The sequence below is a fragment of the Streptomyces sp. AM6-12 genome (genome assembly GCF_044327085.1).
Classification (GTDB): domain Bacteria; phylum Actinomycetota; class Actinomycetes; order Streptomycetales; family Streptomycetaceae; genus Streptomyces.
Map to the genome: position 1 here is coordinate 2,002,322 of NZ_JBIQWN010000001.1, position 26,847 is coordinate 2,029,168.

The following is a 26,847-nucleotide window of genomic DNA, read 5'->3' on the forward strand; positions in this document are numbered from 1 at the left end:
GTGTCGCCCTTGCCGGGGCGCGGAGCTGACGCGGGCTCATGGGCAACGGGGGCCTCGGCACGGCTCAGTTGCTCGGCGGCACCGCGGGGCCGCCCGTGCCGGTGCCCGGCTCCAGGGCGTCGAGCGCGCGGCGCAGTCCGGTGAGCTTGCGCTCCAGATGGGCCGCCGTGGCCACCGCGGCCGCGTCCGCCGAGTCGTCGTCCAGCTGTTTGGACAGCGCCTCGGCCTGCTCCTCGACGGCCGCGAGCCGCGCGGACAGCTCGGCGAGCAATCCGGCCGACTCCTTGCCGCCGACCGCGCCCTTGCCGCCGCCCTCCAACTGGAGCCGCAGCAGCGCCGCCTGCTCCCGCAGCTGACAGTTCTTCATGTACAGCTCGACGAACACCGAGACCTTGGCGCGCAGCACCCACGGGTCGAACGGCTTGGAGATGTAGTCCACCGCGCCGGCCGCGTAACCCCGGAAGGTGTGGTGCGGGCCGTGGTTGATCGCCGTGAGGAAGATGATCGGGATGTCGCGGGTCCGCTCGCGCCGCTTGATGTGCGCCGCGGTCTCGAACCCGTCCATGCCCGGCATCTGGACGTCCAGGAGAATGACCGCGAAATCGTCCGTGAGCAGCGCTTTGAGCGCTTCCTCCCCGCTCGATGCCCGCACCAGCGTCTGATCGAGCGCAGAGAGGATGGCCTCCAGCGCCAGCAGATTCTCCGGCCGGTCATCGACCAGGAGGATCTTGGCCTTCTGCACCATGGCCCGCCCTCCTCGCCCCGGCGGTACACCGGGCGCCGCCCCAGGGGACGACTCCCTTTCGCCGCCCGTCCTTGTGCCGGTCATCGTAGCCGCACCCCGCTTGTCGCCACACCCTGTCACCGCGATGTCACCGTGCACACAACGGAAACGAGGCGGGAACCCCGATGGTTCCCGGAACCCCACGTTCCCATACGTCCCCAGTCACCTTAAGCGAACAACTCCGCACACCGGCCAGGGGTTCCCGGGCTGTTCACACAGTGGTCGGCCGATCCCGTCACTTCCCCCCCATCCAGTGCTGGAGCACGCCCAGCAGATTGTCCGAGTCGACCGGCTTGGTCACATAGTCGGACGCGCCCGCCTCGATGGCCTTCTCCCGGTCGCCCTTCATCGCCTTCGCGGTCAGGGCGATGATCGGCAGCCCGGCGAACTGCGGCATCCTGCGGATCGCCGTGGTCGTCGCATAGCCGTCCATCTCGGGCATCATGATGTCCATCAGGACGACCGCCGCGTCGTCGTGCTGCTCCAACACCTCGATGCCCTCGCGGCCGTTCTCGGCGTACAGCACCGACAGGCCGTGCTGCTCCAGGACGCTGGTGAGCGCGAAGACATTGCGGATGTCGTCGTCGACGATCAGCACCTTCTGTCCGCCGAAACGCACCCCTCGCGCGGACTGCGGCTCGCCGTCCTGCTCGGGCGCCGCCGACCGCTGCCCGTCCCGCTGCTCGCCCTGCGGCAGGCTCCGCCTGCGCCGCCGGAAGAGAGCCGCGGGCCCGTTCTGCATCTCCAGGTACGACTTGACCTCGGCCGGCGTCTCGATCTCGGAGGCGGAGAGCTGCGAGGACTGCTCCGCCTCGGAGGCCGCGAGGTCGCCGGCCTCCAGCGGGGGCACCGACTGCTGGTAGCCCTGCGGCGGCAGCTCGCTCGGGTACAGCGGCAGGTACAGCGTGAACGTGGAGCCGCGGCCCGGTTCGCTCTGCGCGTGGATCTCACCGCCGAGCAGCTGCGCGATCTCCCGCGAGATCGACAGGCCGAGCCCGGTGCCGCCGTACTTGCGGCTGGTGGTGCCGTCCGCCTGCTTGAACGCCTCGAAGATCACCCGCATCTTGCTGGCCGCGATCCCGATGCCGGTGTCCGTCACCGAGAACGCGATCAGCTCGCCGTCCGGATCGGTGAGCGACCCGGCCTCCAGCAACTGCTCCCGGATGTTCTGCGGCACATCCGCGCCCGCCGGCCGGATGACCAGTTCCACCGACCCGGAGTCGGTGAACTTCACCGCGTTGGACAGCAGGTTGCGCAGCACCTGGAGCAGCCGCTGCTCGTCGGTGTGCAGCGTCGCGGGCAGCTCCGGCGAGACCCGCACCGACAGGTCCAGGCCCTTCTCCGCGGTCAGCGGCCGGAAGGTGGCCTCCACGTAGTCCACGAGCTGGACGAGCGCGATCCTGGTCGGCGAGACGTCCATCTTGCCCGCCTCGACCTTCGCGAGGTCCAGGATGTCGTTGATCAGCTGGAGCAGATCGGATCCCGCGCCGTGGATGGTCTCGGCGAACTCGACCTGCTTGGGCGAGAGATTGCCCTCGGCGTTGTCGGCGAGCAGCTTGGCCAGGATCAGCAGCGAGTTCAGCGGCGTGCGCAGCTCGTGCGACATGTTGGCCAGGAACTCGCTCTTGTAGCGCATGGAGACCGCGAGCTGCTCGGCACGCTCCTCCAGGACCTGCCGCGCCTCCTCGATCTCGGTGTTCTTCACCTCGATGTCCCGGTTCTGCCGGGCCAGCAGCTCGGCCTTCTCCTCCAGTTCGGCGTTGGAGTTCTGGAGCGCCTGCTGCCGGCTCTCCAGCTCCGCCGAGCGCTCGCGCAGTTGCTCGGTCAGCTCCTGCGACTGCTTCAGCAGCTGCTCGGTCTTGGTGTTGACCGAGATGGTGTTGACGCTGGTCGCGATCACCTCGGCGATCTGGTTGAGGAAGTCTTTCTGGATCTGCGTGAACGGCGTGAAGGAGGCCAGTTCGATCACGCCGAGCACGGTGTCCTCGAACAGCACCGGCAACACGATCACCTGGGCGGGCGGGGCCTCGCCGAGCCCGGAGGAGATCTTCAGATAACCATTCGGCGCGTCCGAGACCAGGATGGTGCGCTTCTCCTGGGCGGCCGTACCGACCAGCGCCTCACCCGGCCGGAACGACGTCGGCATGGAGCCCATCGAGTAGCCGTACGAGCCCAGCATCCGCAGCTCGTAGGCGTCCTTGCCGTCACCGGCGTCCTTGCCCTCCACCAGCGGCATGGCCAGGAAGAACGCGCCGTGCTGCGCGGAGACCACCGGCGTCAGCTCGCTCATGATCAGCGAGGCCACGTCCTGGAGGTCGCGGCGGCCCTGCATGAGCGCGGAGATGCGGGCCAGGTTGCCCTTGAGCCAGTCCTGCTCCTTGTTGGCGATCGTGGTGTCCCGTAGGTTCGCGATCATCTTGTTGATGTAGTCCTGGAGTTCCTGGATCTCGCCGGACGCGTCGACGTCGATCTTCAGGTTCAGGTCGCCGCGGGTCACCGCGGTCGCGACCCGCGCGATGGCGCGCACCTGCCGGGTCAGGTTCCCGGCCATCTCGTTCACCGACTCCGTCAGGTCCCGCCAGGTGCCGTCCACGTCGCGCACCCGCGCCTGACCGCCCAACTGACCCTCGGTGCCCACCTCGCGGGCCACGCGCGTGACCTCCTCGGCGAAGCTGGACAGCTGGTCGACCATCGTGTTGATCGTCGTCTTCAGCTCCAGGATCTCGCCGCGGGCATCGATGTCGATCTTCTTGGTCAGGTCGCCCTTGGCGATCGCCGTGGTGACCATCGCGATGTTGCGCACCTGACCGGTCAGGTTGGACGCCATCTGGTTCACCGACTCGGTGAGGTCCTTCCAGGTGCCCGCCACGCCCGGCACATGCGCCTGGCCGCCCAGGATGCCGTCCGTGCCCACCTCGCGGGCCACCTTGGTGACCTGGTCGGCGAACGAACTCAGCGTCTTGACCATCGTGTTGATGGTGTCGGCGAGCTGCGCGACCTCACCGCTCGCCTCGATCGTCACCTGCCGCGTCAGGTCACCGTTGGCCACTGCCGAGGCCACCTGGGAGATGTTGCGCACCTGCATGGTCAGGTTGTTGGCCATCAGGTTGACGTTGTCGCTCAGGTCCTTCCAGATGCCCGTGACGCCCGGCACGTGCGCCTGGCCGCCGAGCATGCCCTCGGTCCCCACCTCACGGGCCACCCGCGTCACCTGCTCGGCGAAGGACGACAGCTGTACGACCATGGTGTTGACGGTCGTGACCAGCTCCAGGATCTCGCCCTTGGCGTCCACCGTGATCTTCTTCGACAGGTCGCCCTTGGCGACCGCGGTCGTGACCTCGGCGATGTTGCGCACCTGGATCGTCAGGTTGTTCGCCATGAAGTTCACCGACTGGGTGAGGTCCTTCCAGGTGCCGGAGACCCCCTGCACCTCGGCCTGACCGCCCAGGATGCCCTCCGTGCCCACCTCACGGGCCACCCTGGTGACCTCCTGGGCGAACGACGACAGCTGGTCCACCATCGTGTTCAGGGTGTTCTTCAGCTCCAGGATCTCCCCGCGCGCGTCCACGGTGATCTTCTGGGAGAGGTCACCGCCCGCCACCGCGGTGGCCACCTGTGCGATGTTGCGCACCTGGGCCGTCAGGTTCCCGGCCATGCCGTTCACCGAGTCCGTCAGGTCCCGCCACACACCGGCGACGCCGGGCACCTGCGCCTGACCGCCGAGCCGGCCCTCCGTGCCCACCTCACGCGCCACCCGCGTCACCTGGTCGGCGAACGCGGACAGCTGATCGACCATGGTGTTGATCGTGTTCTTCAGCTCAAGGATCTCGCCCCGCGCGTCCACGTCGATCTTCTGCGACAGATCGCCGTTGGCCACCGCCGTCGTCACCTGGGCGATATTGCGCACCTGGGACGTGAGGTTTCCGGCCATGAAGTTGACGGAGTCCGTCAGCTCCTTCCAGGTGCCCGACACGCCGTCCACCCTGGCCTGACCGCCGAGCCGGCCCTCCGTACCCACGTCCCGCGCCATCCGCGTGACCTGGTCGGCGAAGCTCGACAACTGGTCCACCATGGTGTTCACGGTGTTCTTCAGCTTCAGCATCTCGCCGGAGACGTCCACCGTGACCTTCTGCGACAGATCGCCGTTGGCCACCGCCGTCGTCACCTGGGCGATATTGCGCACCTGGCCGGTTAGGTTTCGGAACGCGGTGTTGACCGAGTCGGTCAGGTCCTTCCACGTCCCCGCCGCGCCCGGCACCTGCGCCTGACCGCCCAGCTCGCCCTCGACGCCGATCTCCCGCGCGACCCGCGTCACCTCGGCACCGAAAGACGACAGCTGGTCCACCATCCCGTTGACGGTGTTCTTCAGCTCCAGCATCTCGCCGGCCACGTCCACCGTGACCTTCTGCGACAGATCGCCGTTGGCCACCGCGGTCGTCACGGCGGCGATGTCCCGCACCTGGGTCGTCAGGTTCCGGAACACCGTGTTGACGGAATCCGTCAGGTCCTTCCAGGTACCGGCCGCGCCCGGCACGTTCGCCTGACCGCCGAGGCGGCCCTCCGCGCCGACCTCGTTGGCCACGCGCGTGACCTCGTCCGCGAAGATCCGCAGCGTCTCGGTCATCTGGTTGATCGTCTGGGCGAGCTGCGCCACCTCGCCGCGCGCCTGCACCGTCACCTTCTGCGACAGGTCACCGTTCGCCACCGCCGTGGTGACCTGCGAGATCCCGCGCACCTGGGCGGTGAGGTTGCCCGCCATCGTGTTGACGGAGTCGGTCAGCTCCTTCCACACGCCGGCCACCTCGGGCACCTGCGCGCGACCGCCGAGGATGCCCTCGGTGCCCACCTCACGGGCCACCCGCGTGACCTCCGAGGAGAAGGCCGAAAGCTGGTCCACCATCGTGTTGACGGTGTTCTTCAGCTCCAGCATCTCGCCCGCGACGTGCACGGTCACCTTGCGCGACAGATCACCCTTGGCGACCGCCGTCGTCACCAGGGCGATGTCCCGCACCTGCGCGGTGAGCCGGTCCGCCATCGTGTTGACGGACTCCGTCAGGTCCTTCCAGGAACCCGACATGCCACGCACCCGCGCCTGCCCGCCGAGCTTGCCCTCGGTGCCGACCTCGCTGGCCACCCGCGTGACCTCGTCGGTGAACGTCGACAACTGGTCGACCAGGTTGTTGACGGTACGGCCGACCTTCAGGAACTCACCCCGCAGCGGATGCCCGGTGCCGCCGTCCGGCGCCTGCGTCCGCAGCTCCATGCGCGGCGACAGATCGCCCTCAGCGACCGCGGTGAGCACCCGGCCGACCTCGGAGACCGGTCGTACGAGATCGTCCACCAGCGCGTTGGAGTGGTCGATCGCCGTCGCCCAGGAGCCCTCGCACGCCCCCGTCTCCAGCCGTTCCGTGAGTTTTCCCTCACGGCCCACCATGCGCCGTACCCGCGACAGCTCTCCGGTCAGGTGCAGATTGCGGTCGGCCACCTCGTTGAAGACCGCCGCGATCTCCGACATCACCCCGTCCCCGGAGACCGTCAGCCGCTTGCGGAAGTTGCCGTCACGCATCGACACGAGGGCCGCCAGCAGCCGGTTCAGGGCAGCCGTGTCCACCTCGGTGGTGCCGCCACTCCTGCCCAGGGACGGTCCGCCCTTCGCGCGCGTCTTCGTGCCACGCGTCGCTGCGCCAGACTCCACTGTGTCCCTCCCGGGGATTCGACCCTTACTGCCCTGGCGGGACGCTTCCGTACGGCACGCCGGTGCTCGGCATACCGGTTACGTCCGCGTACCGGTTACTGCTGCGTATGTCTGCCCGACGAGATCCGGCCACACCAAGGTCTGCTGCCCGCCGTTCACGGAACACACGCGGCACGACCCGACCTCCGTCAGAAGCTTGCCCAGTGTTTCACCCTGCCCGAACCAGGCCATAACAGTTCGGCAGCTTCGCACATCGTCCGCACACCCTGGGGGGTAAACACCGGCGACCGGCCCCCGCTCGGACGGCGAAGGTAAGTAACCTTGCATCCGGCTGTCCAGCCGCACCGGTCCCGTCCGGCCTGGGCGGTGGCACCAGTACGAGCGGGCATCGGAGGGGCGGCCGCAGACCATGACCACCGGACTGATCCCGGGGGGACCGCCCCCGGAGCCGCAGCCGACCGACGCGACGATGCCGCAGCAGCGGGTCGAGCCGGCCGGCCCGTCCGTCCTGCCCGTCGACAACCGGCCGAGGAGTTCTGTGATCACCGCGCGCGCGGCCGCCAGTTTCGAGCCCGTAGGACGATCCGTGGCGACCGCCCGGTCCTTCGTCCGCGACACCCTCCAGGGATGGGGCTTCGCCGACATCGTCGACGACGCCGTCGTCCTCACGAGCGAACTGGTGACCAACGCGGTCGTGCACGCCGGCACCCACGCGGAGGTGCTCTGCCTGCGCACCGAGGACGGGGTGCGCGTCGAGGTCTCCGACCACTACCCCGAGCGCGAGGTCCCGCTCCAGAACTCCGCCAGTCCCATGGCCAGCCCCGATCGCGAGGGCGGCCGCGGCCTCCAGCTCTGCGCCGCCCTGGCCACCCGCTGGGGCGTCGACTACACGCCGACCCACAAGCACGTCTGGTTCCAGCTCAACCTGCCCGAACGCGCCGTCGGCACCCGCACCGCCGGCCCCGCCCTCCCCGCCGACCTGCTGCCGGTGGCCGACGGCCGGGTCCGCGTCGCCGTCCTCCAGATCGACCGCAAGGGCGCCATCACCTCGTGGAACGAGGACGCGGAGGACCTCTTCGGCCACCCGGCAGCCGAGGCCGTCGGCCGGCCGCTGACCGAACTCGCCGCCTGGCCGCACACTCCGGGCACCAGCACCGGCATCGCCGAGGCCCTCCAGCTCTCCCGCTGGGAGGGCAGCTACGGCATGCGCGGCGCCGACGGCCGCGTCGTCCAGGTGTACGCCTCCCACCTGCGGGTCCGGGACAACGGCGGCGAGCCCTCCACCGTGTGCCTGCTGGTGCGCGACGAGGAGCGCGCCGTGCTCCAGACACCCACCCGGGTCCCGGCCGGTGACCAGGGCACCGCGCAGGACGGCCAGAGCACCGACCCCTTCGAGGTCTTCATCGGCTCCCCCGCCCCCGACGACCTCGACGGCCTGCTCCAGCGCACCGTGGAACGCGCCCGCGACATGCTCGACGGCGACTCCGCGTTCCTGCTGCTGGCCACCGACGACGAGACCGAGCTGGAGGTGCGCGCCTCCACCGGGCTGCCCTCCGCCCGCCAGCGCTTCGCCCGCGTCCCCGTGGAGGCCGGCCCCGGCCGCTACGGCTCCGCGCGCATGCCCGCCGTCCACGACGACCTCAGCGCCGTCCCCGGCGCCGTCCCCCTGCTCGGCGGCACCGGCATGCGCTCGGTCGTCACCGTCCCGCTCAAGGTCGAGGGCCGGCTCACCGGCTCCCTCGGCGTCGCGGCCGAGGCACCGGGCAGATTCTCCAACGAGGAGGCGCTGCGCCTCCAGTTCGCCGCCGACCGCATCGCCCTGGCCGTGGAATCGGCGCGCCTCGGCGAGCTGGAACGGCTGCGGCGCGGCTCCCTGAGCTTCCTCGTCGAGGCATCCGACCTGCTGGCCGGCACCCTCGACCGCGACCAGACGCTGGCCCTCATGGCCCAGATGACGGTCCCCACCCTGGCCACCTGGTGCGCCGTCTACACCATCGCCGACCAGGCCTCGGACCCGTATCTGTCGTACGTGCTGCACGAGGACGAGGAACTCATCGACGGCATCAAGTCGTTGCTGTCGAAGGTCGCCCCGCCCGACCCGGTGCCGACGCCCGGCGCCCGTGTGTGGACGATTCCGGGCGAGGTCGCCCACCAGGCCGCTCTGCGCACCTCCATGCGCTCCCTGGGCCTGGCCGCGGGGCCCACGCACAGGATCACCGCGGGCATCGGCCCGACCCTCGCCACGGCCTCCGCGGTCGGTGGCGAAACGGTCGTCCTGCCGCTCGTCGCCCGTAACCGCGTCATCGGCATGCTGGTCCTCGGCAAGCCCGCCGACGAACACTTCCGCCAGGAGATCCTGGAGCTGGCCGAGGACCTGTCCCGCCGGGCCGCGCTCGCCCTGGACAACGCCCGCCTGTACTCGGAACGCACAGCCATCAGCCAGGCCCTCCAGCGCAGCCTGCTGCCGCCCGGCACCCCGCACATCGACGGCGTCGAGGTGGAGGTCATCTACCGCGCGGCCGGCGAGGGCAACGAGGTGGGCGGCGACTTCTACGACCTCTTCCCCATCGGCGACGGCGCCTACGGCTTCGCCATCGGGGACGTCTGCGGTACGGGACCCAACGCGGCGGCGGTCACCGGCCTCGCCCGGCACGCCCTGCGCCTGCTGGCCCGCGAGGGCCTCAGCGGCCCCGCCGTCCTGGAACGGCTGAACTCGGCCATCCTCGACGAGGGCGACCGCAGCCGTTTCCTGACGCTCCTTTACGGCGAGCTGCGGCCCCAGCCGGACGGCAGCGCCGAGCTGAAGGTGGTCTGCGCCGGGCATCCGCTGCCGCTGCGCCTGCGCCAGGACGGCACGGTCACTCCGGCCGCCGAACCGCAGCCCCTGCTGGGCGTCATCGAGGACCTGGAGCTGTACGAGGAAACGGTCACCCTGGACGCCGGCGATGTGCTGCTCTGTGTCACGGACGGCGTCACGGAGCGCCGCGAGGGCTCCCGCATGCTGGGCGACGACGGCCTCGCCGACGTCCTCACCGCCTGTACCGGTCTGACGGCGGGCGCGGTCGCGGCGCGCATCATGCGCGCGGTGGAGCGCTTCGCCTCCGACGCCCCGTCCGACGACATGGCCATTCTGGCGATGCGGGTTCCGGGACTGGACCCCAACGAGAGCTGAGCCGGGGCGGCTTGCGGCCGCCCCGGAACACGAAAAAGACCCCACCCGAAAGGGTGGGGTCTTTCTTTTGCCGAGCCCCCAAACGGAATCGAACCGTTGACCTTCTCCTTACCATGGAGACGCTCTGCCGACTGAGCTATAGGGGCTTGTCGTTTTCGAGGTTTCCCTCGCGGCGACAAAGAAACTGTACCCCGAACCGGCCCGTCTTCCCAAATTCGTTCGGGAGCCGGTCAGAAGGCGGGTTGGAGCAGTCCGCCGAGGGCGTTGCAGGCCGCGGCGACGCGCTGCATCTCCCGCTTGGTCAGCGCAGCGTCGACGGGCAGCGCTAGTGTCTCGTCGGCGGCCCGTTCGGTCTGCGGCAGCGATACGCACCGGCGGAATTCAGGCAGCCGGTGCACGGGCGTCTTCACCGGCACCCGGCAGTCGACCCCCCTGGCCCGCAGGGCGCGTGCGAAGGCGTCCCGGTCCGGCCGGCCGTTGCCGGGCACCCGCACCACGTACTGCTGGTAGGTGTGCCCGTCCCCGCCATCCGGGGTCCGTACGCCCTTCAGCTTGGCGTCCAAGTAGGCCGCCCGCTCCCGCCGTTGAGCGGTCTCGTCGTACGGCACCTCGGACTCGCCCTGTTCCAGGACCAGCAGCTCGTGCCGCTGCCCGAGGGCATGCAGCCGCTTGATGTCGGCCCGCCGGCCGAAGCGGTGGACGACAACGACGGCCGCGGTGCGGGGAGTTATCGCCGCCTCGACCGCCGCGGGATCCAGGCAGTAGGTCACGGGGTCTATGTCGGCGAACACGGGGAGCGCGCCGGCCAGGGCAACTGCCTCGGCGACCTCGACGTTCCCGAAGGCCGGTACGACGACCTCGTCACCGACTCCGACACCGGCCGCCCTGAGCATTGCGGAGGTTCCCATGCAAGGGATGCTCGGTGCGCGGGGTGAACGACACGTTACGCAGAACAAAAAAAGGTCGGACCCTGAACCGAAGTTCAGGGTCCGACCTTTTGAATGATTGTTCGGCGGCGTCCTACTCTCCCACAGGGTCCCCCCTGCAGTACCATCGGCGCTGAAAGGCTTAGCTTCCGGGTTCGGAATGTAACCGGGCGTTTCCCTAACGCTATAACCACCGAAACACTATGAAACTATCAACAACCGGCACTTTTGATTGTTCGTGGTTTCAGAACCAACACAGTGGACGCGAGTAACTGAGGACAAGCCCTCGGCCTATTAGTACCGGTCACCTCCACCAGTCACCTGGCTTCCAGATCCGGCCTATCAACCCAGTCGTCTACTGGGAGCCTTACCCCATCAAGTGGGTGGGAGTCCTCATCTCGAAGCAGGCTTCCCGCTTAGATGCTTTCAGCGGTTATCCCTCCCGAACGTAGCCAACCAGCCATGCCCTTGGCAGAACAACTGGCACACCAGAGGTTCGTCCGTCCCGGTCCTCTCGTACTAGGGACAGCCCTTCTCAAGACTCCTACGCGCACAGCGGATAGGGACCGAACTGTCTCACGACGTTCTAAACCCAGCTCGCGTACCGCTTTAATGGGCGAACAGCCCAACCCTTGGGACCGACTCCAGCCCCAGGATGCGACGAGCCGACATCGAGGTGCCAAACCATCCCGTCGATATGGACTCTTGGGGAAGATCAGCCTGTTATCCCCGGGGTACCTTTTATCCGTTGAGCGACGGCGCTTCCACAAGCCACCGCCGGATCACTAGTCCCGACTTTCGTCCCTGCTCGACCCGTCGGTCTCACAGTCAAGCTCCCTTGTGCACTTACACTCAACACCTGATTACCAACCAGGCTGAGGGAACCTTTGGGCGCCTCCGTTACCCTTTAGGAGGCAACCGCCCCAGTTAAACTACCCATCAGACACTGTCCCTGATCCGGATCACGGACCCAGGTTAGACATCCAGCACGACCAGACTGGTATTTCAACGACGACTCCACCCACACTGGCGTATGAGCTTCACAGTCTCCCAGCTATCCTACACAAGCCGAACCGAACACCAATATCAAACTGTAGTAAAGGTCCCGGGGTCTTTCCGTCCTGCTGCGCGAAACGAGCATCTTTACTCGTAGTGCAATTTCACCGGGCCTATGGTTGAGACAGTCGAGAAGTCGTTACGCCATTCGTGCAGGTCGGAACTTACCCGACAAGGAATTTCGCTACCTTAGGATGGTTATAGTTACCACCGCCGTTTACTGGCGCTTAAGTTCTCAGCTTCGCCCCACCGAAATGGAGCTAACCGGTCCCCTTAACGTTCCAGCACCGGGCAGGCGTCAGTCCGTATACATCGCCTTACGGCTTCGCACGGACCTGTGTTTTTAGTAAACAGTCGCTTCTCGCTGGTCTCTGCGGCCACCCCCAGCTCAGACCGTAAAGATCGTCACCAGGTGTGGCCCCCCTTCTCCCGAAGTTACGGGGGCATTTTGCCGAGTTCCTTAACCATAGTTCACCCGAACGCCTCGGTATTCTCTACCTGACCACCTGAGTCGGTTTAGGGTACGGGCCGCCATGAAACTCGCTAGAGGCTTTTCTCGACAGCATAGGATCATCCACTTCACCACAATCGGCTCGGCATCAGGTCTCAGCCGTTATGCAAGGCGGATTTACCTACCTTGCGGCCTACACCCTTACCCCGGGACAACCACCGCCCGGGATGGACTACCTTCCTGCGTCACCCCATCACTCACCTACTAACCGCTTGGTCCGGCGGCTCCACCACTCCCCTCAACTCCGAAGAGATCAGGGCGGCTTCACGGCCTTAGCATCACGATGCTCGATGTTTGACGCTTCACAGCGGGTACCGGAATATCAACCGGTTATCCATCGACTACGCCTGTCGGCCTCGCCTTAGGTCCCGACTTACCCTGGGCAGATCAGCTTGACCCAGGAACCCTTAGTCAATCGGCGCACACGTTTCTCACGTGTGAATCGCTACTCATGCCTGCATTCTCACTCGTCAACCGTCCACAACTACCTTCCGGTGCTGCTTCACCCGGCAGACGACGCTCCCCTACCCATCACAACACCCGTTAGGGCTATATGCTGCAATGACACGACTTCGGCGGTACGCTTGAGCCCCGCTACATTGTCGGCGCGGAATCACTAGACCAGTGAGCTATTACGCACTCTTTCAAGGGTGGCTGCTTCTAAGCCAACCTCCTGGTTGTCTGTGCGACTCCACATCCTTTCCCACTTAGCGTACGCTTAGGGGCCTTAGTCGATGCTCTGGGCTGTTTCCCTCTCGACCATGGAGCTTATCCCCCACAGTCTCACTGCCGTGCTCTCACTTACCGGCATTCGGAGTTTGGCTAAGGTCAGTAACCCGGTAGGGCCCATCGCCTATCCAGTGCTCTACCTCCGGCAAGAAACACACGACGCTGCACCTAAATGCATTTCGGGGAGAACCAGCTATCACGGAGTTTGATTGGCCTTTCACCCCTAACCACAGGTCATCCCCCAGGTTTTCAACCCTGGTGGGTTCGGTCCTCCACGAAGTCTTACCTCCGCTTCAACCTGCCCATGGCTAGATCACTCCGCTTCGGGTCTTGAGCGTGCTACTCAACCGCCCTATTCGGACTCGCTTTCGCTACGGCTTCCCCACACGGGTTAACCTCGCAACACACCGCAAACTCGCAGGCTCATTCTTCAAAAGGCACGCAGTCACGAGATGCAGCAAGCTGCATCCGACGCTCCCACGGCTTGTAGGCACACGGTTTCAGGTACTATTTCACTCCCCTCCCGGGGTACTTTTCACCATTCCCTCACGGTACTATCCGCTATCGGTCACCAGGGAATATTTAGGCTTAGCGGGTGGTCCCGCCAGATTCACACGGGATTTCTCGGGCCCCGTGCTACTTGGGTGTCTCTCAAGCAAGCCGCTGACATTTCAACTACGGGGGTCTTACCCTCTACGCCGGACCTTTCGCATGTCCTTCGTCTACATCAACGGTTTATAACTCGCCCTACGGCCGGCAGACCGTAGAAGAGAGATCCCACAACCCCGCACACGCAACCCCTGCCGGGTCTCACACGCATACGGTTTGGCCTCATCCGGTTTCGCTCGCCACTACTCCCGGAATCACGGTTGTTTTCTCTTCCTGAGGGTACTGAGATGTTTCACTTCCCCTCGTTCCCTCCACTTGCCCTATGTGTTCAGGCAAGGGTGACAGCCCATGACGACTGCCGGGTTTCCCCATTCGGAAACCCCCGGATCAAAGCCTGGTTGACGACTCCCCGGGGACTATCGCGGCCTCCCACGTCCTTCATCGGTTCCTGGTGCCAAGGCATCCACCGTGCGCCCTTAAAAACTTGGCCACAGATGCTCGCGTCCACTGTGCAGTTCTCAAACAACGACCAGCCACCCATCACCCCGAACCCACCAACGAGTCCGAGTGCACTGGGGCCGGCAACTGAGGAAAAGATCATTCCCTCAGACACCCAACAGCGTGCCCGACACCCTCCGCTGCATCCTTCATCCGTTCCACGCCGAAGCAGTACTAGGAAGAGAAGCCATCCGAAGTGTGCCGAGTAGTCAACGTTCCACCCATGAGCAACCGTGCAAGACACTTGCTTGCAGTCGGCTATTGCTCCTTAGAAAGGAGGTGATCCAGCCGCACCTTCCGGTACGGCTACCTTGTTACGACTTCGTCCCAATCGCTGGTCCCACCTTCGACAGCTCCCTCCCACAAGGGGTTGGGCCACCGGCTTCGGGTGTTACCGACTTTCGTGACGTGACGGGCGGTGTGTACAAGGCCCGGGAACGTATTCACCGCAGCAATGCTGATCTGCGATTACTAGCGACTCCGACTTCATGGGGTCGAGTTGCAGACCCCAATCCGAACTGAGACCGGCTTTTTGAGATTCGCTCCACCTCACGGTATCGCAGCTCATTGTACCGGCCATTGTAGCACGTGTGCAGCCCAAGACATAAGGGGCATGATGACTTGACGTCGTCCCCACCTTCCTCCGAGTTGACCCCGGCGGTCTCCCGTGAGTCCCCAGCACCACAAGGGCCTGCTGGCAACACGGGACAAGGGTTGCGCTCGTTGCGGGACTTAACCCAACATCTCACGACACGAGCTGACGACAGCCATGCACCACCTGTACACCGACCACAAGGGGGGCACTATCTCTAATGCTTTCCGGTGTATGTCAAGCCTTGGTAAGGTTCTTCGCGTTGCGTCGAATTAAGCCACATGCTCCGCCGCTTGTGCGGGCCCCCGTCAATTCCTTTGAGTTTTAGCCTTGCGGCCGTACTCCCCAGGCGGGGCACTTAATGCGTTAGCTGCGGCACGGACAACGTGGAATGTTGCCCACACCTAGTGCCCACCGTTTACGGCGTGGACTACCAGGGTATCTAATCCTGTTCGCTCCCCACGCTTTCGCTCCTCAGCGTCAGTATCGGCCCAGAGATCCGCCTTCGCCACCGGTGTTCCTCCTGATATCTGCGCATTTCACCGCTACACCAGGAATTCCGATCTCCCCTACCGAACTCTAGCCTGCCCGTATCGACTGCAGACCCGGGGTTAAGCCCCGGGCTTTCACAACCGACGTGACAAGCCGCCTACGAGCTCTTTACGCCCAATAATTCCGGACAACGCTTGCGCCCTACGTATTACCGCGGCTGCTGGCACGTAGTTAGCCGGCGCTTCTTCTGCAGGTACCGTCACTCTCGCTTCTTCCCTGCTGAAAGAGGTTTACAACCCGAAGGCCGTCATCCCTCACGCGGCGTCGCTGCATCAGGCTTTCGCCCATTGTGCAATATTCCCCACTGCTGCCTCCCGTAGGAGTCTGGGCCGTGTCTCAGTCCCAGTGTGGCCGGTCGCCCTCTCAGGCCGGCTACCCGTCGTCGCCTTGGTGAGCCGTTACCTCACCAACAAGCTGATAGGCCGCGGGCTCATCCTGCACCGCCGGAGCTTTACACCGTCAAGGATGCCCAAGACGGTCATATCCGGTATTAGACCCCGTTTCCAGGGCTTGTCCCAGAGTGCAGGGCAGATTGCCCACGTGTTACTCACCCGTTCGCCACTAATCCACCCCGAAGGGCTTCATCGTTCGACTTGCATGTGTTAAGCACGCCGCCAGCGTTCGTCCTGAGCCAGGATCAAACTCTCCGTGAATGTTTACCGGTAATCCGGTACGACACCACGAGAGCGGAACGGTCGGAGGAATAGTCCGACCGTTCACAGCGTCCTCGCTGTGTTTATTTCAAAGGAACCTCGACCATCGGTGATCCGATGGACGGGGTATCAACATATCTGGCGTTGACTTTTGGCACGCTGTTGAGTTCTCAAGGAACGGTCGCTTCCTTTGTACTCACCCTCTCGGGCTTTCCTCCGGGCTTCCCTTCGGTGTTTCCGACTCTATCAGATCTTTTCTCGATCCGATTTCCTCGGTGCTTTCCAGGTTCCCGCTCTCGCGTTTCCCTTTCCGGCGGTTCCGACTTTATCAGAAGTTCTGAGCCGGATTTCCCGGCCGGTCCGGGGCACCTTGTCCGGCACGTGAAGTGCTGGGGTTCCCAGCCCGGCGGGGTCGTAAACGTACTGGAGCGGGGCGCCCCGATGCAAATCGAGGTGCCCCGCTCCAGGTCCGAGCCGACGGGTCGTCAGACCTCCACGACCACGGGCAGGATCATCGGCCTGCGGCGGTAGTTGTCCGAGACCCACTTGCCGAGGGTGCGGCGGATCAGCTGCTGGAGCTGGTGGGGCTCCACGACACCGTCCTGAGCGGACCGCTCCAGGACCTCGTTGATCTTCGGGACGACCTCGGTGAAGGCCGTGTCCTCGATGCCCGAGCCGCGGGCCTGGATGTGCGGGCCGCCGGTGATCTTGCCGGTGGAGGAGTCCACCACCACGAAGACCGAGATGATGCCCTCGTCACCGAGGATCTTGCGGTCCTTGAGCGCGGGCTCGCCCACATCGCCGACGGAAAGCCCGTCGACGTAGACGTAGCCGGCCTGGACCTTGCCGGAGATCTTGGCCTTGCCCTCGACCAGGTCCACCACCACGCCGTCCTCGGCGATGACGATCCGGTCGTGCGGGACGCCCGTGAGCGCGCCCAGCTCGGCGTTGGCGCGCAGATGGCGCCATTCGCCGTGCACCGGCATCAGGTTCTTCGGGCGGCAGATGTTGTAGAAGTACAGCAGCTCGCCCGCGGAGGCATGGCCGGAAACATGCACCTTGGCGTTGCCCTTGTGGACGACGTTGGCGCCCCAGCGGGTCAGGCCGTTGATCACGCGGTAGACCGCGTTCTCGTTTCCGGGGATCAGCGACGAGGCCAGGATGACCGTGTCGCCGTCGACGATGCGGATCTGGTGGTCGCGGTTGGCCATCCGGGACAGCGCCGCCATCGGCTCGCCCTGAGAGCCCGTGCAGACCAGGACCACCTCGTGGTCGGGCAGGTCGTCCAGCGTCCTGACGTCGACCACCAGGCCCGGCGGCACCTTCAGGTAGCCGAGGTCGCGGGCGATGCCCATGTTGCGGACCATGGAGCGGCCGACGAAGGCGACCCGGCGGCCGTACTCGTGCGCGGCGTCCAGAATCTGCTGGATGCGGTGGACGTGGCTGGCGAAGCTCGCCACGATGATGCGCTTGCGGGCGCCGGCGAAGACCGTGCGCAGCACGCTGGAGATGTCCCGCTCGTGCGGCGTGAATCCGGGGACCTCGGCGTTCGTGGAGTCGCTCAGCAGGAGGTCGATGCCCTCCTCGCTGAGCCGCGCGAACGCGTGCAGGTCGGTGAGGCGGTTGTCCAGCGGCAGCTGGTCCATCTTGAAGTCGCCGGTGTGCACCACCATGCCCGCGGGGGTGCGGATGGCGACGGCCAGGGCGTCCGGGATGGAGTGGTTGACGGCGATGAACTCGCAGTCGAAGGGGCCGATGCGCTCGCGGTTCCCCTCGGCCACCTCCAGGGTGTACGGCCGGATGCGGTGCTCCTGGAGCTTGGCCTCGATCAGCGCGAGGGTCAGCTTGGAGCCGATCAGCGGGATGTCCGGCTTCTCGCGGAGCAGGAAGGGAACGCCGCCGATGTGGTCCTCGTGGCCATGAGTGAGGACGATGCCCTCGATGTCGTCGAGACGGTCCCGGATCGACGAGAAGTCCGGCAGGATCAGGTCGATTCCGGGCTGCTCCTCCTCGGGGAAGAGCACTCCGCAGTCGACGATGAGCAGACGGCCGCCGTACTCGAAGACCGTCATGTTCCGGCCGATCTCGCCGAGACCGCCGAGCGGGGTGACCCTCAGGCCGCCAGCGGGGAGCGGCGGGGGCGGGCCGAGTTCAGGGTGCGGATGACTCAAAAGACTCTCCTCAACCACACGCGCCACGTACCGGTACGGCACGTGGCGCGCATGACGTTCGTGCGAAGCAGTTGTCGTTGGTGGTGCGGGCACCGGTGGCCCGCCGTATTCGGTTGTGGTGTCTTCAGTTGTGAAGCTCCGGGAGCCGCTGGAGCCTTTGGAGCTTCTGGACCACGAGGGTCCGGGTGGTGCTGAAGTCTGTTGCTAGAGCTGTACCCCGCCGGCAGCAAGATCGATCTTGAGCTGGGCGATCTCCTCGGGCGAACACTCGACCATGGGCGAGCGCAGCGGGCCGCCGGGCAGTCCGAGCAGGTCGAGCGCGGCCTTGGTGGTCATGACGCCCTGGGTGCGGAACATGCCGGTGTAGACCGGGAGCAGCTTCTGGTGGATCTCGGTGGCCTTGACGACGTCACCGGAGGTGTACGCATCGACCAGGGCGCGCAGGTCCGGGGTGACCAGGTGGCCGACGACCGAGACGAAGCCGACCGCGCCCACGGACAGCAGGGGCAGGTTCAGCATGTCGTCGCCGGAGTACCAGGCGAGTCCGGACTGGGCGATGGCCCAGCTGGCGCGGCCGAGGTCGCCCTTGGCGTCCTTGTTGGCGACGATCCGGGGGTGCTCGGCGAGCCGGACGAGGGTCTCGGTGTTGATCGGGACGCCGCTGCGGCCGGGGATGTCGTAGAGCATGTTCGGCAGGCCGGTCGCGTCGGCGACGGCCGTGAAGTGCCGGTACAGGCCCTCCTGCGGGGGCTTGTTGTAGTACGGCGTGACGACCAGGAGGCCGTGGGCGCCGATGCGCTCGGCCTCGCGGGCCAGTTCGATGCTGTGGTGGGTGTCGTTGGTGCCGACCCCGGCCAAGACGTGGGCGCGGTCGCCGACCGCTGCCAGGACGGCTCGTACGAGGTCCGCTTTCTCCGCGTCGCTGGTGGTGGGGGACTCGCCGGTGGTCCCGTTGACGATCAGGCCGTCGTTGCCTGCGTCCACCAGGTGGGCGGCGAGCCGCTGCGCGCCGTCGAGGTCGAGTGCGCCGTCCGCCGTGAAGGGCGTGACCATGGCGGTGAGGACCCGCCCGAAGGGGGTCTGCGGAGTCGAGGTCGGAGCCATGGGTAACACGCTACTCGGTGCGCCCTGCGCGGTCTGCCCTTGGGGGTCCGGGCAAATCAGGACAAAAGTGGAACCCGGCACTGCCTGCTCGGGGGTTCAAGCAGTGCCGGGTCCGTTTGATCAGGCTAGATGAACTTCTCTAAATGCCGCAATACGGACACTTCAGGAGGCTGACCCGCACATCCGTTCCGCGCGGTGGAACAGGGCCGTGGGCGGCCCTTTCGTCCAGGGGCCTGGTTACGGGGCGACGCGGCCGTTCGCGTTGTAGGCGGCGTACGTCAGCGGCATGAGCTTCGCCCACTCCGCCTCCATCTTCTCGCCCACCATCTCGATCTCTCGCTGCGGGAAGGAGGGCACCTTGGCCAGTTCGTGCTGGGTGCGCAGGCCGAGGAAGTGCATCAGGGAGCGCGCGTTGCAGGTGGCGTACATCGAGGAGTACAGGCCGACGGGAAGCACCGAACGGGCGACCTCCCGGGCGACACCCTCGGCGAGAAGCTGCTGGTAGGCGGCGTACGACTGCTCGTACGACGCCTCCAGGGTGCCCTTGACGGCGGCGTGCTGCTCCGGGGTGCCCTCGACGAAGACGTACTTGCCGGGGCGGCCCTGCTGTACGAGCTTGCGGGAGGCGTCTGGGACGTAGAAGACGGGCTCCAGCTCCCGGTAGCGGCCGGACTCCTCGTTGTAGGACCAGCCCACGCGGTGCCGCATGAACTCGCGGAAGACGAAGATCGGGGCGCTGATGAAGAAGGTCATGGAGTTGTGCTCGAACGGGCTGCCGTGCCGGTCGCGCATCAGGTAGTTGATCAGGCCCTTGGAGCGCTCGGGGTCCTTCTTCAGCTCGTCCAGGGACTGCTCGCCGGCGGTGGAGACGCGGGCGGCGAAGAGGACGTCGGCGTCCGAAGCGCTGGACTTCACCAGCTCGACGGTGACATCGCTGCGGAACGTGAGCGACTCGGGGGTGGTCACGGGGGTTGGGGTCCTTCCCTCACTTCGGTGGTTCGCGCCCACCTTACGGGGCACCCGCCGGGGCCGGAGCGGGGCCTCACCCCGAAAAACGCGCCGACGATTTTTTCCGACATGGGCACCTTTTGCGGTACTCGATCGTCTGTACCGGTGAGACCCGCACGTTCGATGCTGAAACGGGAAAGGAGTGGCAACCGCGATGTCCCGCCGGCGTGAGCCCGTACCCTTCGCCTTCCTCACCGAGGGCGATACGTTCCGCAGCAATGTGACTCCCCCGCCGCGGCAGCGAGGGTCCTTCGGCGAGATAGCCGGGCGCTGGCTGCTGGCGCTGACCGTCGTGGCCGGGCTGGTGGGTGCGCTGCTCGTCGGCATGCCGGCGCTGTCCACGCCGGCCGATCCGCCGACGCCGCAGTCCCAGGCGTCCCAGGGGCACTGACCCTTACGGCGGTTCCGGGCTGGTGAGCGGGCAGGCGGCCGGATAGCCTCACCGGGCACAGCCCCCGCGAGCAGCGAGTGAGGAACCGCCGTGCCCCTGCCCTTCCTGACGGCCGACCGTCCCTTCGAGGTGGCCTCCGAGAGCGCATTGCCGTACGACGACCGGGACCGCTGGCGGCGTCCCTACCGGCCCGGCCCCTGGCGGGTGGGAGTGGCGGCGCTGGTGCTGATGGTGGCGTCGTTCGTGCTGTTCGCGGTGGTGCTGATCGCGGTGACCGGGTCCTCGTCGTCCGCGGCGGTGGTGCTCGGTATCGGCCTGGTGGTGATCGCCGGCGCGCTGCGGTTGCTGCGGGTGGGGGTGTGGGTGAGTCCGCGGGGAGTACGGCAGGTCGGGTTGCTGAGGACGCGGACGGTGCCGTGGGCGCGGGTGGGGTCGGTGCGGACGGTGCAGCAGCCGGTGCGCTGGCTGGGGATGCCGAGGACGGTGCAGGGGCAGGCCCTGGTGCTGGTCCGGGAGGACCGGGCGGCGGGGGACGCGGGGGTGCTGCTGACGACGGCGTCGCTGGACTTTCTCAACCGGCCGGCGGGGTTTGACCGGGCGGCGGATGCGGTGGAGGCGTGGGCCGCGGAGAACTCACGGGGCCGCTGATTCCGGGGACCCTTGGGGTGGCCTGGGCGGGGGTTGGGTCGCGTGCCGCCCCAGCGGCACGACTGCCCGCGGCTATGGCGGCCGGCCGGAGCGCCCCTTCAGGGGCGCGGGGAACTGCGCGATCAGCCACCGCGCACCCGCGGATGTGAAGTCGACCGGTGCTCCGCGAGGTCAGACGTCCGTCGGGACGCGGCCCGCGTGCAGGGCGATGGCTCGTTGCATGGCCTTGCGAGCGCGAGGCGTGTCGCGGGCGTCGTGGTAGGCGACCGCCAGGCGGAACCAGCAGCGCCAGTCGTCCGGCGACGCCTCCGTCTCGGCCTTGCGGCGGGCGAAGACCTCGTCGGCCGAGTCGCGGTCGATACGGCCGCCCGCCGTGCGCTTGAGCTCGTCCACCGGCAGGCCTCCCTCCGCGTCGAGTTCGGCGGCGAGCTGGTTGGCCCGCCGGACGAACTGGGTGTTCTTCCACAGGAACCACAGGCCGATGACCGGCAGGATCAGCACCGCGATCCCGAAGGTCACGGTGAGGGCCGTACCGGCCTCTATGAGCAGCACGCCGCGGCTGCCGACCAGGACGAAGTAGAAGACCAGGACGGCGGCCGTGACAAGGTAGTTGATCTTCGCGCGCATGGCAGGGGGTGTTCTCAGCTCAGGTCGAGGAAGTGCTCGAGGCCGAAGGTCAGGCCCGGAGTGGTGACCACGCGGCGTGCGCCGAGCAGGATGCCCGGCATGAAGCTGCTGTGGTGCAGGGAGTCGTGCCGGATGGTGAGGGTCTCGCCCTCGGCGCCGAGCAGCACCTCCTGGTGGGCCAGGAGGCCGCGCAGCCGTACGGCGTGCACGGGGACGCCGTCCACGTCGGCGCCGCGGGCGCCGTCGAGCGCGGTGACCGTGGCGTCCGGGGCCGGCACGGTGCCGGCGGCGCGGCGGGCCTCGGCGATGAGCTGCGCCGTGCGCGTGGCCGTGCCGGACGGCGCGTCGACCTTGTTGGGGTGGTGCAGCTCGACCACCTCGACCGACTCGAAGTAGGGCGCCGCGAGCTGCGCGAACTTCATGGTCAGCACGGCCCCGATGGAGAAGTTCGGGGCGATGAGCACGCCGGTTTCCGGGGACTGGCCGAGCCAGCCCGTCAGCTGCGCGAGGCGGTCCTCGGTCCAGCCGGTCGTGCCGACGACCGCGTGGATGCCGTGGCGCACGCAGAAGTCGAGGTTGCCCATGACCGAGGCGGGAGTGGTCAGTTCGACGGCGACCTGGGCGCCGGTCTCCGCCAGCGTCTCCAGCTTGTCGCCGCGGCCGAGGGCGGCCACCAGCTCCATGTCCTCGGCGGCCTCGACCGCCTTGACCGCCTCGGACCCGATCCGGCCCCTGGCCCCGAGGACCGCCACGCGCAGCTTGCTCATCCTTGCTTCCTCACGATCCTTGCTGACTTGCCGACTTGTCGATTCCGAAGGTCAGGCGACGGCGTCGTGCAGTCGCGCGGCCTGTTTGTCCTTGAGCGGGCCGATGACCGACAGCGACGGGCGCCTGCCCAGGATGTCGCGGGCGACCGCGCGGACCTCGTCCGGGGTGACCGCGGCTATCTTCGCCAGCATGTCGTCCACCGACATCTGCTCGCCCCAGCACAGCTCGCTCTTGCCGATGCGGTTCATCAGCGCGCCGGTGTCCTCCAGACCGAGGACCGTGGAGCCGCGCAACTGGCCGATGGCGCGGGCGATCTCGTCGTCGGTCAGCCCGTTGGCGGCGACCTGGTCGAGTTCGTCGCGGCAGATCCGCAGCACGTCGTGCACCTGGCTGGGACGGCAGCCGGCGTAGACGCCGAACAGGCCGCAGTCGGCGAAGCCGGAGGTGTACGAGTACACGCTGTAGGCCAGGCCGCGCTTCTCCCGGACCTCCTGGAAGAGGCGCGAGGACATACCGCCGCCGAGAGCGGTGTTGAGGACGCCCATGGCCCAGCGCCGGTCGTCGGTGCGGGCGAGACCCGGCATGCCGAGGACGACATGGGCCTGTTCGGTCTTGCGGCCGAGCAGTTCGACCTTGCCGGAGGTGCGGATCGTACGGCTGCCGTCGCGCGGGCCGATGGGCTGTGCGTCCGGGTTCTTCAGCGCGCCCGCCTTCTCGAAGGCCGCGCGGACCTGTCGTACGACCTTGTTGTGGTCGATGTTGCCGGCACAGGCGACCACGAGGTGGGTCGGGTCGTAGTGCTTCTTGTAGAAGCGGCGGATGCGGTCGGCGGTCAGGGCGTTGACGGTGTCGACGGTGCCGAGGACGGGGCGGCCGAGGGCGTTGTCGCCGAACATGGTGTGCGCGAACAGGTCGTGCACGCAGTCGCCGGGGTCGTCCTCGGTCATCGCGATCTCTTCGAGGATCGCGCCGCGTTCGACGTCAACGTCCTCCTCGACGATGAGCGAGCCGGTCAGCATGTCGCAGACGACGTCGATGGCCAGCGGCAGGTCGGTGTCGAGCACGCGTGCGTAGTAGCACGTGTACTCCTTGGCCGTGAACGCGTTCATCTCGCCGCCGACGGCATCGATGGCGGCGGAGATGTCCAGTGCGGAGCGGCGCTCGGTGCCCTTGAAGAGCAGGTGCTCCAGGTAGTGCGTGGCGCCGTTCAGGGACGGGGTCTCGTCGCGGGAGCCGACGTGCGCCCAGATGCCGAAGGTCGCGGAGCGGACGGAGGGCAGGGTCTCGGTGACGACGCGCAGGCCACCGGGGAGGGTGGTCTTGCGGACGGTGCCGATGCCGCCGGTGCCCTTGATGAGGGATTGGGTACGGGCGACGGCCCGCGCCTCCGAAGAGGGGCGGGCCGTCACCTGTGAGCTACGGGACGTCACTGCTCGGCGTCGTCCTTCGCCTCGTCGCCGTCCTCGCCCTCGATCACCGGGACGAGGGAGAGCTTGCCGCGCGAGTCGATCTCGGCGATCTCGACCTGGACCTTCTGGCCCACGCCGAGAACGTCCTCGACGTTCTCCACTCGCTTGCCGCCGGCGAGCTTGCGGATCTGCGAGATGTGCAGCAGACCGTCCTTGCCGGGCAGCAGGGAGACGAACGCGCCGAAGGTGGTGGTCTTGACGACCGTACCCAGGTAGCGCTCGCCGACCTCGGGCATCGTCGGGTTGGCGATGCCGTTGATCGTGGCGCGGGCGGCCTCGGCCGAGGGACCGTCGGCGGCACCGATGTAGATGGTGCCGTCGTCCTCGATGGTGATCTCGGCGCCCGTGTCCTCCTGGATCTGGTTGATCATCTTGCCCTTGGGGCCGATGACCTCACCGATCTTGTCGACCGGGATCTTGACGGTGATGATCCGCGGGGCGTGCGGGCTCATCTCGTCGGGCCGGTCGATGGCCTCCATCATCACGTCGAGGATGTGCAGGCGGGCGTCGCGGGCCTGCTTGAGGGCCGCGGCGAGGACGGAGGCCGGGATGCCGTCCAGCTTGGTGTCGAGCTGGAGGGCGGTCACGAACTCCTTGGTGCCGGCGACCTTGAAGTCCATGTCGCCGAAGGCGTCCTCCGCACCGAGGATGTCGGTGAGGGTGACGTAGTGCGTCTCGCCGTCGATCTCCTGGGAGATCAGACCCATGGCGATGCCGGCGACGGGGGCCTTCAGCGGCACACCGGCGTTCAGCAGCGACATGGTGGAGGCGCAGACCGAGCCCATGGACGTCGAACCGTTGGAGCCGAGGGCCTCGGACACCTGGCGGATCGCGTAGGGGAACTCCTCGCGGGTCGGCAGCACCGGCACGAGGGCGCGCTCGGCGAGGGCACCGTGGCCGATCTCGCGGCGCTTCGGGGAGCCGACGCGGCCGGTCTCGCCGGTGGAGTACGGCGGGAAGTTGTAGTTGTGCATGTAACGCTTGCGGGTCACCGGGGAGAGGGTGTCCAGCTGCTGCTCCATGCGGAGCATGTTGAGGGTGGTGACGCCCAGGATCTGGGTCTCGCCACGCTCGAACAGCGCGGAGCCGTGCACCCGCGGGATGGCCTCGACCTCGGCGGCGAGCGTACGGATGTCCGTGACGCCGCGGCCGTCGATGCGCTTCTTCTCCTTGATGACGCGCTCACGGACCAGGGCCTTGGTCAGCGAGCGGTACGCGGCGGAGATCTCCTTCTCGCGGCCCTCGAACTCCGGGAGGAGCTTCTCGGCGGCCAGCGCCTTGACGCGGTCCAGCTCGGCCTCGCGCTCCTGCTTGCCGGCGATGGTGAGCGCCTGGGCGAGCTCGGGCTTGACCGCGGCGGTCAGGGCCTCCAGCACGTCGTCCTGGTAGTCCAGGAAGATCGGGAACTCGCCGGTCGGCTTGGCGGCCTTGGCGGCGAGGTCGGCCTGGGCGCGGCAGAGGACCTTGATGAACGGCTTCGCGGCCTCCAGGCCGGCGGCGACGACCTCCTCGGTCGGCGCCTCGACACCGCCCTCGACCAGCTTGATGGTCTTCTCGGTGGCCTCGGCCTCGACCATCATGATCGCGACGTCGCCGTCCTCCAGGACGCGGCCCGCGACGACCATGTCGAAGACGGCGTCCTCGAGCTCGGTGTGCGTTGGGAAGGCGACCCACTGACCGCGGATCAGCGCGACGCGGACGCCGCCGATCGGGCCGGAGAAGGGCAGACCGGCCAGCTGGGTGGACGCGGACGCGGCGTTGATCGCGACGACGTCGTACAGGTGGTCGGGGTTGAGCGCCATGACCGTACAGACGACCTGGATCTCGTTGCGCAGGCCCTTCTTGAAGGACGGGCGCAGCGGGCGGTCGATCAGGCGGCAGGTGAGGATCGCGTCCTCGGAGGGGCGGCCCTCGCGGCGGAAGAAGCTGCCGGGGATCTTGCCGGCGGCGTACATCCGCTCCTCGACGTCCACCGTGAGGGGGAAGAAGTCGAGCTGGTCCTTGGGGTTCTTGGAGGCGGTGGTGGCCGACAGCACCATGGTGTCGTCGTCCAGGTAGGCCACGGCGGAGCCGGCGGCCTGCTTGGCCAGGCGGCCCGTCTCGAAGCGGATGGTGCGGGTACCGAAGGCGCCGTTGTCGATGACGGCCTCGGCGTAGTGGGTCTCGTTCTCCACTAGCGTTTTCTCCGTTGCTTATCGTCTTTTGTCCCTGGCCTGCCCGTGTGGCAGGGGGACGGTGGTGGAGAAGCGCGCCTGGTGCGGGCCGGTCTTCGATCGAAGCACCCGGGGTTCGCTTCCCCCCGGGGGCCACTACCGAGGACCGGCGGCGGCGTGGTGCGCTTCTCCTCGTCTTGTGTCGTGCGTTCTTGCGTACTGCGTTCTTGCCCGGTGCGTTCTTGCGTTGTGCTACCACACTACAAAGCGTGAGTGACACCGCGCACGTTTCCGCACGTACAGCAAAGGGAGCGGCCCCCGAGTTCTGTCGGGAACCGCTCCCCTCACGGCGTCCTTACTTGGCGCCGGCCGCACCGCGGCGGATGCCGAGGCGGTCGACCAGCGCACGGAAGCGCTGGATGTCCTTCTTCGCCAGGTACTGCAGCAGGCGACGGCGCTGACCGACCAGGATCAGCAGGCCACGACGGCTGTGGTGGTCGTGCTTGTGGGTCTTGAGGTGCTCGGTCAGGTCGGAGATCCGACGGGACAGCAGAGCGACCTGGACCTCGGGGGAGCCGGTGTCACCCTCCTTGGTACCGAACTCGCCGATGATCTGCTTCTTCGTAGCGGCGTCGAGCGACACGCGTACTCCTCATAGTCTGTTGAGGCCACCGAGTGCCCCCGGTCTGCGTCTCGGGGGAGCTTCCGTGACTCGGAAGGCGGGGATCCGC

14 protein-coding genes, 1 tRNA gene and 3 rRNA genes are annotated in these 26,847 nt (G+C 67.0%); 3 read left to right on the forward strand and 15 right to left on the reverse strand.

Features of this window, described 5'->3' with window-relative positions; genetic code table 11:
* Positions 1-64: 64 nt before the first annotated feature.
* Together ACE4Q9_RS08890 and ACE4Q9_RS08895 are read right to left on the reverse strand one after the other, a co-directional pair.
* Positions 65-745, reverse strand: a complete 681-nt coding sequence (locus ACE4Q9_RS08890) for a two-component system response regulator (RefSeq protein WP_397983703.1) — start codon at positions 743-745, stop codon at positions 65-67.
* Positions 746-1,019: 274 nt separating this feature from the next.
* Positions 1,020-6,479 carry a HAMP domain-containing protein gene (locus ACE4Q9_RS08895; RefSeq protein ID WP_397983704.1) on the reverse strand — a complete coding sequence of 1,820 codons (5,460 nt, stop codon included), beginning with the start codon at positions 6,477-6,479 and terminating at the stop codon, positions 1,020-1,022.
* Between the two features lie 409 nt (positions 6,480-6,888).
* On the opposite strand from ACE4Q9_RS08895, the gene ACE4Q9_RS08900 reads away from it, so the two are divergent.
* On the forward strand, positions 6,889-9,651 hold the full coding sequence (locus ACE4Q9_RS08900; RefSeq protein WP_397983705.1) for a SpoIIE family protein phosphatase: 2,763 nt from the start codon (positions 6,889-6,891) through the stop codon (positions 9,649-9,651).
* 73 nt (positions 9,652-9,724) lie between these two features.
* Here the strand turns inward: ACE4Q9_RS08900 and ACE4Q9_RS08905 are convergent.
* The 8 genes from ACE4Q9_RS08905 to thyX form a co-directional block, all read right to left on the reverse strand.
* Positions 9,725-9,797: transfer RNA gene (locus ACE4Q9_RS08905), tRNA-Thr, on the reverse strand.
* A gap of 84 nt (positions 9,798-9,881) precedes the next feature.
* Entirely contained in the window at positions 9,882-10,544 is a 663-nt protein-coding gene (locus ACE4Q9_RS08910; protein ID WP_397987156.1) for a DegT/DnrJ/EryC1/StrS family aminotransferase, read from the reverse strand.
* 114 nt (positions 10,545-10,658) lie between these two features.
* A 5S ribosomal RNA gene (gene rrf / locus ACE4Q9_RS08915) occupies positions 10,659-10,775 on the reverse strand.
* A gap of 76 nt (positions 10,776-10,851) precedes the next feature.
* Positions 10,852-13,972: ribosomal RNA gene (locus ACE4Q9_RS08920) — 23S ribosomal RNA — on the reverse strand.
* A 280-nt stretch (positions 13,973-14,252) separates the two neighbouring features.
* Positions 14,253-15,777: ribosomal RNA gene (locus ACE4Q9_RS08925) — 16S ribosomal RNA — on the reverse strand.
* The 16S, 23S and 5S rRNA genes sit together here, the layout of an rRNA operon.
* Positions 15,778-16,262: 485 nt before the next feature.
* On the reverse strand, positions 16,263-17,948 hold the full coding sequence (locus ACE4Q9_RS08930) for a ribonuclease J (protein WP_397983706.1): 1,686 nt from the start codon (positions 17,946-17,948) through the stop codon (positions 16,263-16,265).
* A 204-nt stretch (positions 17,949-18,152) separates the two neighbouring features.
* Positions 18,153-19,052: a 4-hydroxy-tetrahydrodipicolinate synthase gene (gene dapA, locus ACE4Q9_RS08935; RefSeq protein ID WP_397983707.1), complete on the reverse strand. Its 900-nt coding sequence runs from the start codon at positions 19,050-19,052 to the stop codon at positions 18,153-18,155.
* 237 nt (positions 19,053-19,289) lie between these two features.
* The gene (thyX, locus tag ACE4Q9_RS08940; RefSeq protein WP_397983708.1) at positions 19,290-20,018 is read right to left on the reverse strand and encodes an FAD-dependent thymidylate synthase; all 729 of its coding nucleotides are present in this window, start codon (positions 20,016-20,018) and stop codon (positions 19,290-19,292) included.
* Positions 20,019-20,214: 196 nt separating this feature from the next.
* Between thyX and ACE4Q9_RS08945 the strand changes: the two genes are divergently transcribed.
* Together ACE4Q9_RS08945 and ACE4Q9_RS08950 are read left to right on the forward strand one after the other, a co-directional pair.
* Positions 20,215-20,451 carry a hypothetical protein gene (locus ACE4Q9_RS08945; RefSeq protein ID WP_397983709.1) on the forward strand — a complete coding sequence of 79 codons (237 nt, stop codon included), beginning with the start codon at positions 20,215-20,217 and terminating at the stop codon, positions 20,449-20,451.
* A 90-nt stretch (positions 20,452-20,541) separates the two neighbouring features.
* Complete coding sequence (locus tag ACE4Q9_RS08950) at positions 20,542-21,099, forward strand: hypothetical protein (protein ID WP_397983710.1); 558 nt, start codon at positions 20,542-20,544, stop codon at positions 21,097-21,099.
* Between the two features lie 171 nt (positions 21,100-21,270).
* Here the strand turns inward: ACE4Q9_RS08950 and ACE4Q9_RS08955 are convergent, their stop codons facing one another.
* The 5 genes from ACE4Q9_RS08955 to rpsO form a co-directional block, all read right to left on the reverse strand.
* Positions 21,271-21,726 carry a hypothetical protein gene (locus ACE4Q9_RS08955; RefSeq protein WP_397983711.1) on the reverse strand — a complete coding sequence of 152 codons (456 nt, stop codon included), beginning with the start codon at positions 21,724-21,726 and terminating at the stop codon, positions 21,271-21,273.
* Positions 21,727-21,740: 14 nt separating this feature from the next.
* On the reverse strand, positions 21,741-22,493 hold the full coding sequence (gene dapB, locus ACE4Q9_RS08960) for a 4-hydroxy-tetrahydrodipicolinate reductase (RefSeq protein ID WP_397983712.1): 753 nt from the start codon (positions 22,491-22,493) through the stop codon (positions 21,741-21,743).
* A gap of 51 nt (positions 22,494-22,544) precedes the next feature.
* Positions 22,545-23,924, reverse strand: coding sequence for a M16 family metallopeptidase (locus ACE4Q9_RS08965; protein ID WP_397983713.1), 1,380 nt, complete (start codon positions 23,922-23,924; stop codon positions 22,545-22,547).
* A complete protein-coding gene (locus ACE4Q9_RS08970) occupies positions 23,921-26,137 on the reverse strand; it encodes a polyribonucleotide nucleotidyltransferase (protein ID WP_397983714.1) in 2,217 nt (738 codons plus the stop codon). Before ACE4Q9_RS08970 ends, ACE4Q9_RS08965 begins: the two co-directional genes overlap by 4 nt.
* A 334-nt stretch (positions 26,138-26,471) precedes the next feature.
* A complete protein-coding gene (rpsO, locus tag ACE4Q9_RS08975; protein ID WP_030177470.1) occupies positions 26,472-26,759 on the reverse strand; it encodes a 30S ribosomal protein S15 in 288 nt (95 codons plus the stop codon).
* Between the last annotated feature and the right edge of the window lie 88 nt (positions 26,760-26,847).

What these genes read in the sequence shown, in the direction of transcription:
- ACE4Q9_RS08890 (WP_397983703.1), bottom strand. Translation starts at nt 745, where the DNA reads ATGGTGCAGAAGGCCAAGATCCTCCTGGTCGATGACCGGCCGGAGAAT.
- ACE4Q9_RS08900 (WP_397983705.1), top strand. Translation starts at nt 6,889, where the DNA reads ATGACCACCGGACTGATCCCGGGGGGACCGCCCCCGGAGCCGCAGCCG.
- ACE4Q9_RS08910 (WP_397987156.1), bottom strand. Translation starts at nt 10,544, where the DNA reads ATGCTCAGGGCGGCCGGTGTCGGAGTCGGTGACGAGGTCGTCGTACCG.
- dapA (WP_397983707.1), bottom strand. Translation starts at nt 19,052, where the DNA reads ATGGCTCCGACCTCGACTCCGCAGACCCCCTTCGGGCGGGTCCTCACC.
- ACE4Q9_RS08945 (WP_397983709.1), top strand. Translation starts at nt 20,215, where the DNA reads ATGTCCCGCCGGCGTGAGCCCGTACCCTTCGCCTTCCTCACCGAGGGC.
- ACE4Q9_RS08955 (WP_397983711.1), bottom strand. Translation starts at nt 21,726, where the DNA reads ATGCGCGCGAAGATCAACTACCTTGTCACGGCCGCCGTCCTGGTCTTC.
- dapB (WP_397983712.1), bottom strand. Translation starts at nt 22,493, where the DNA reads ATGAGCAAGCTGCGCGTGGCGGTCCTCGGGGCCAGGGGCCGGATCGGG.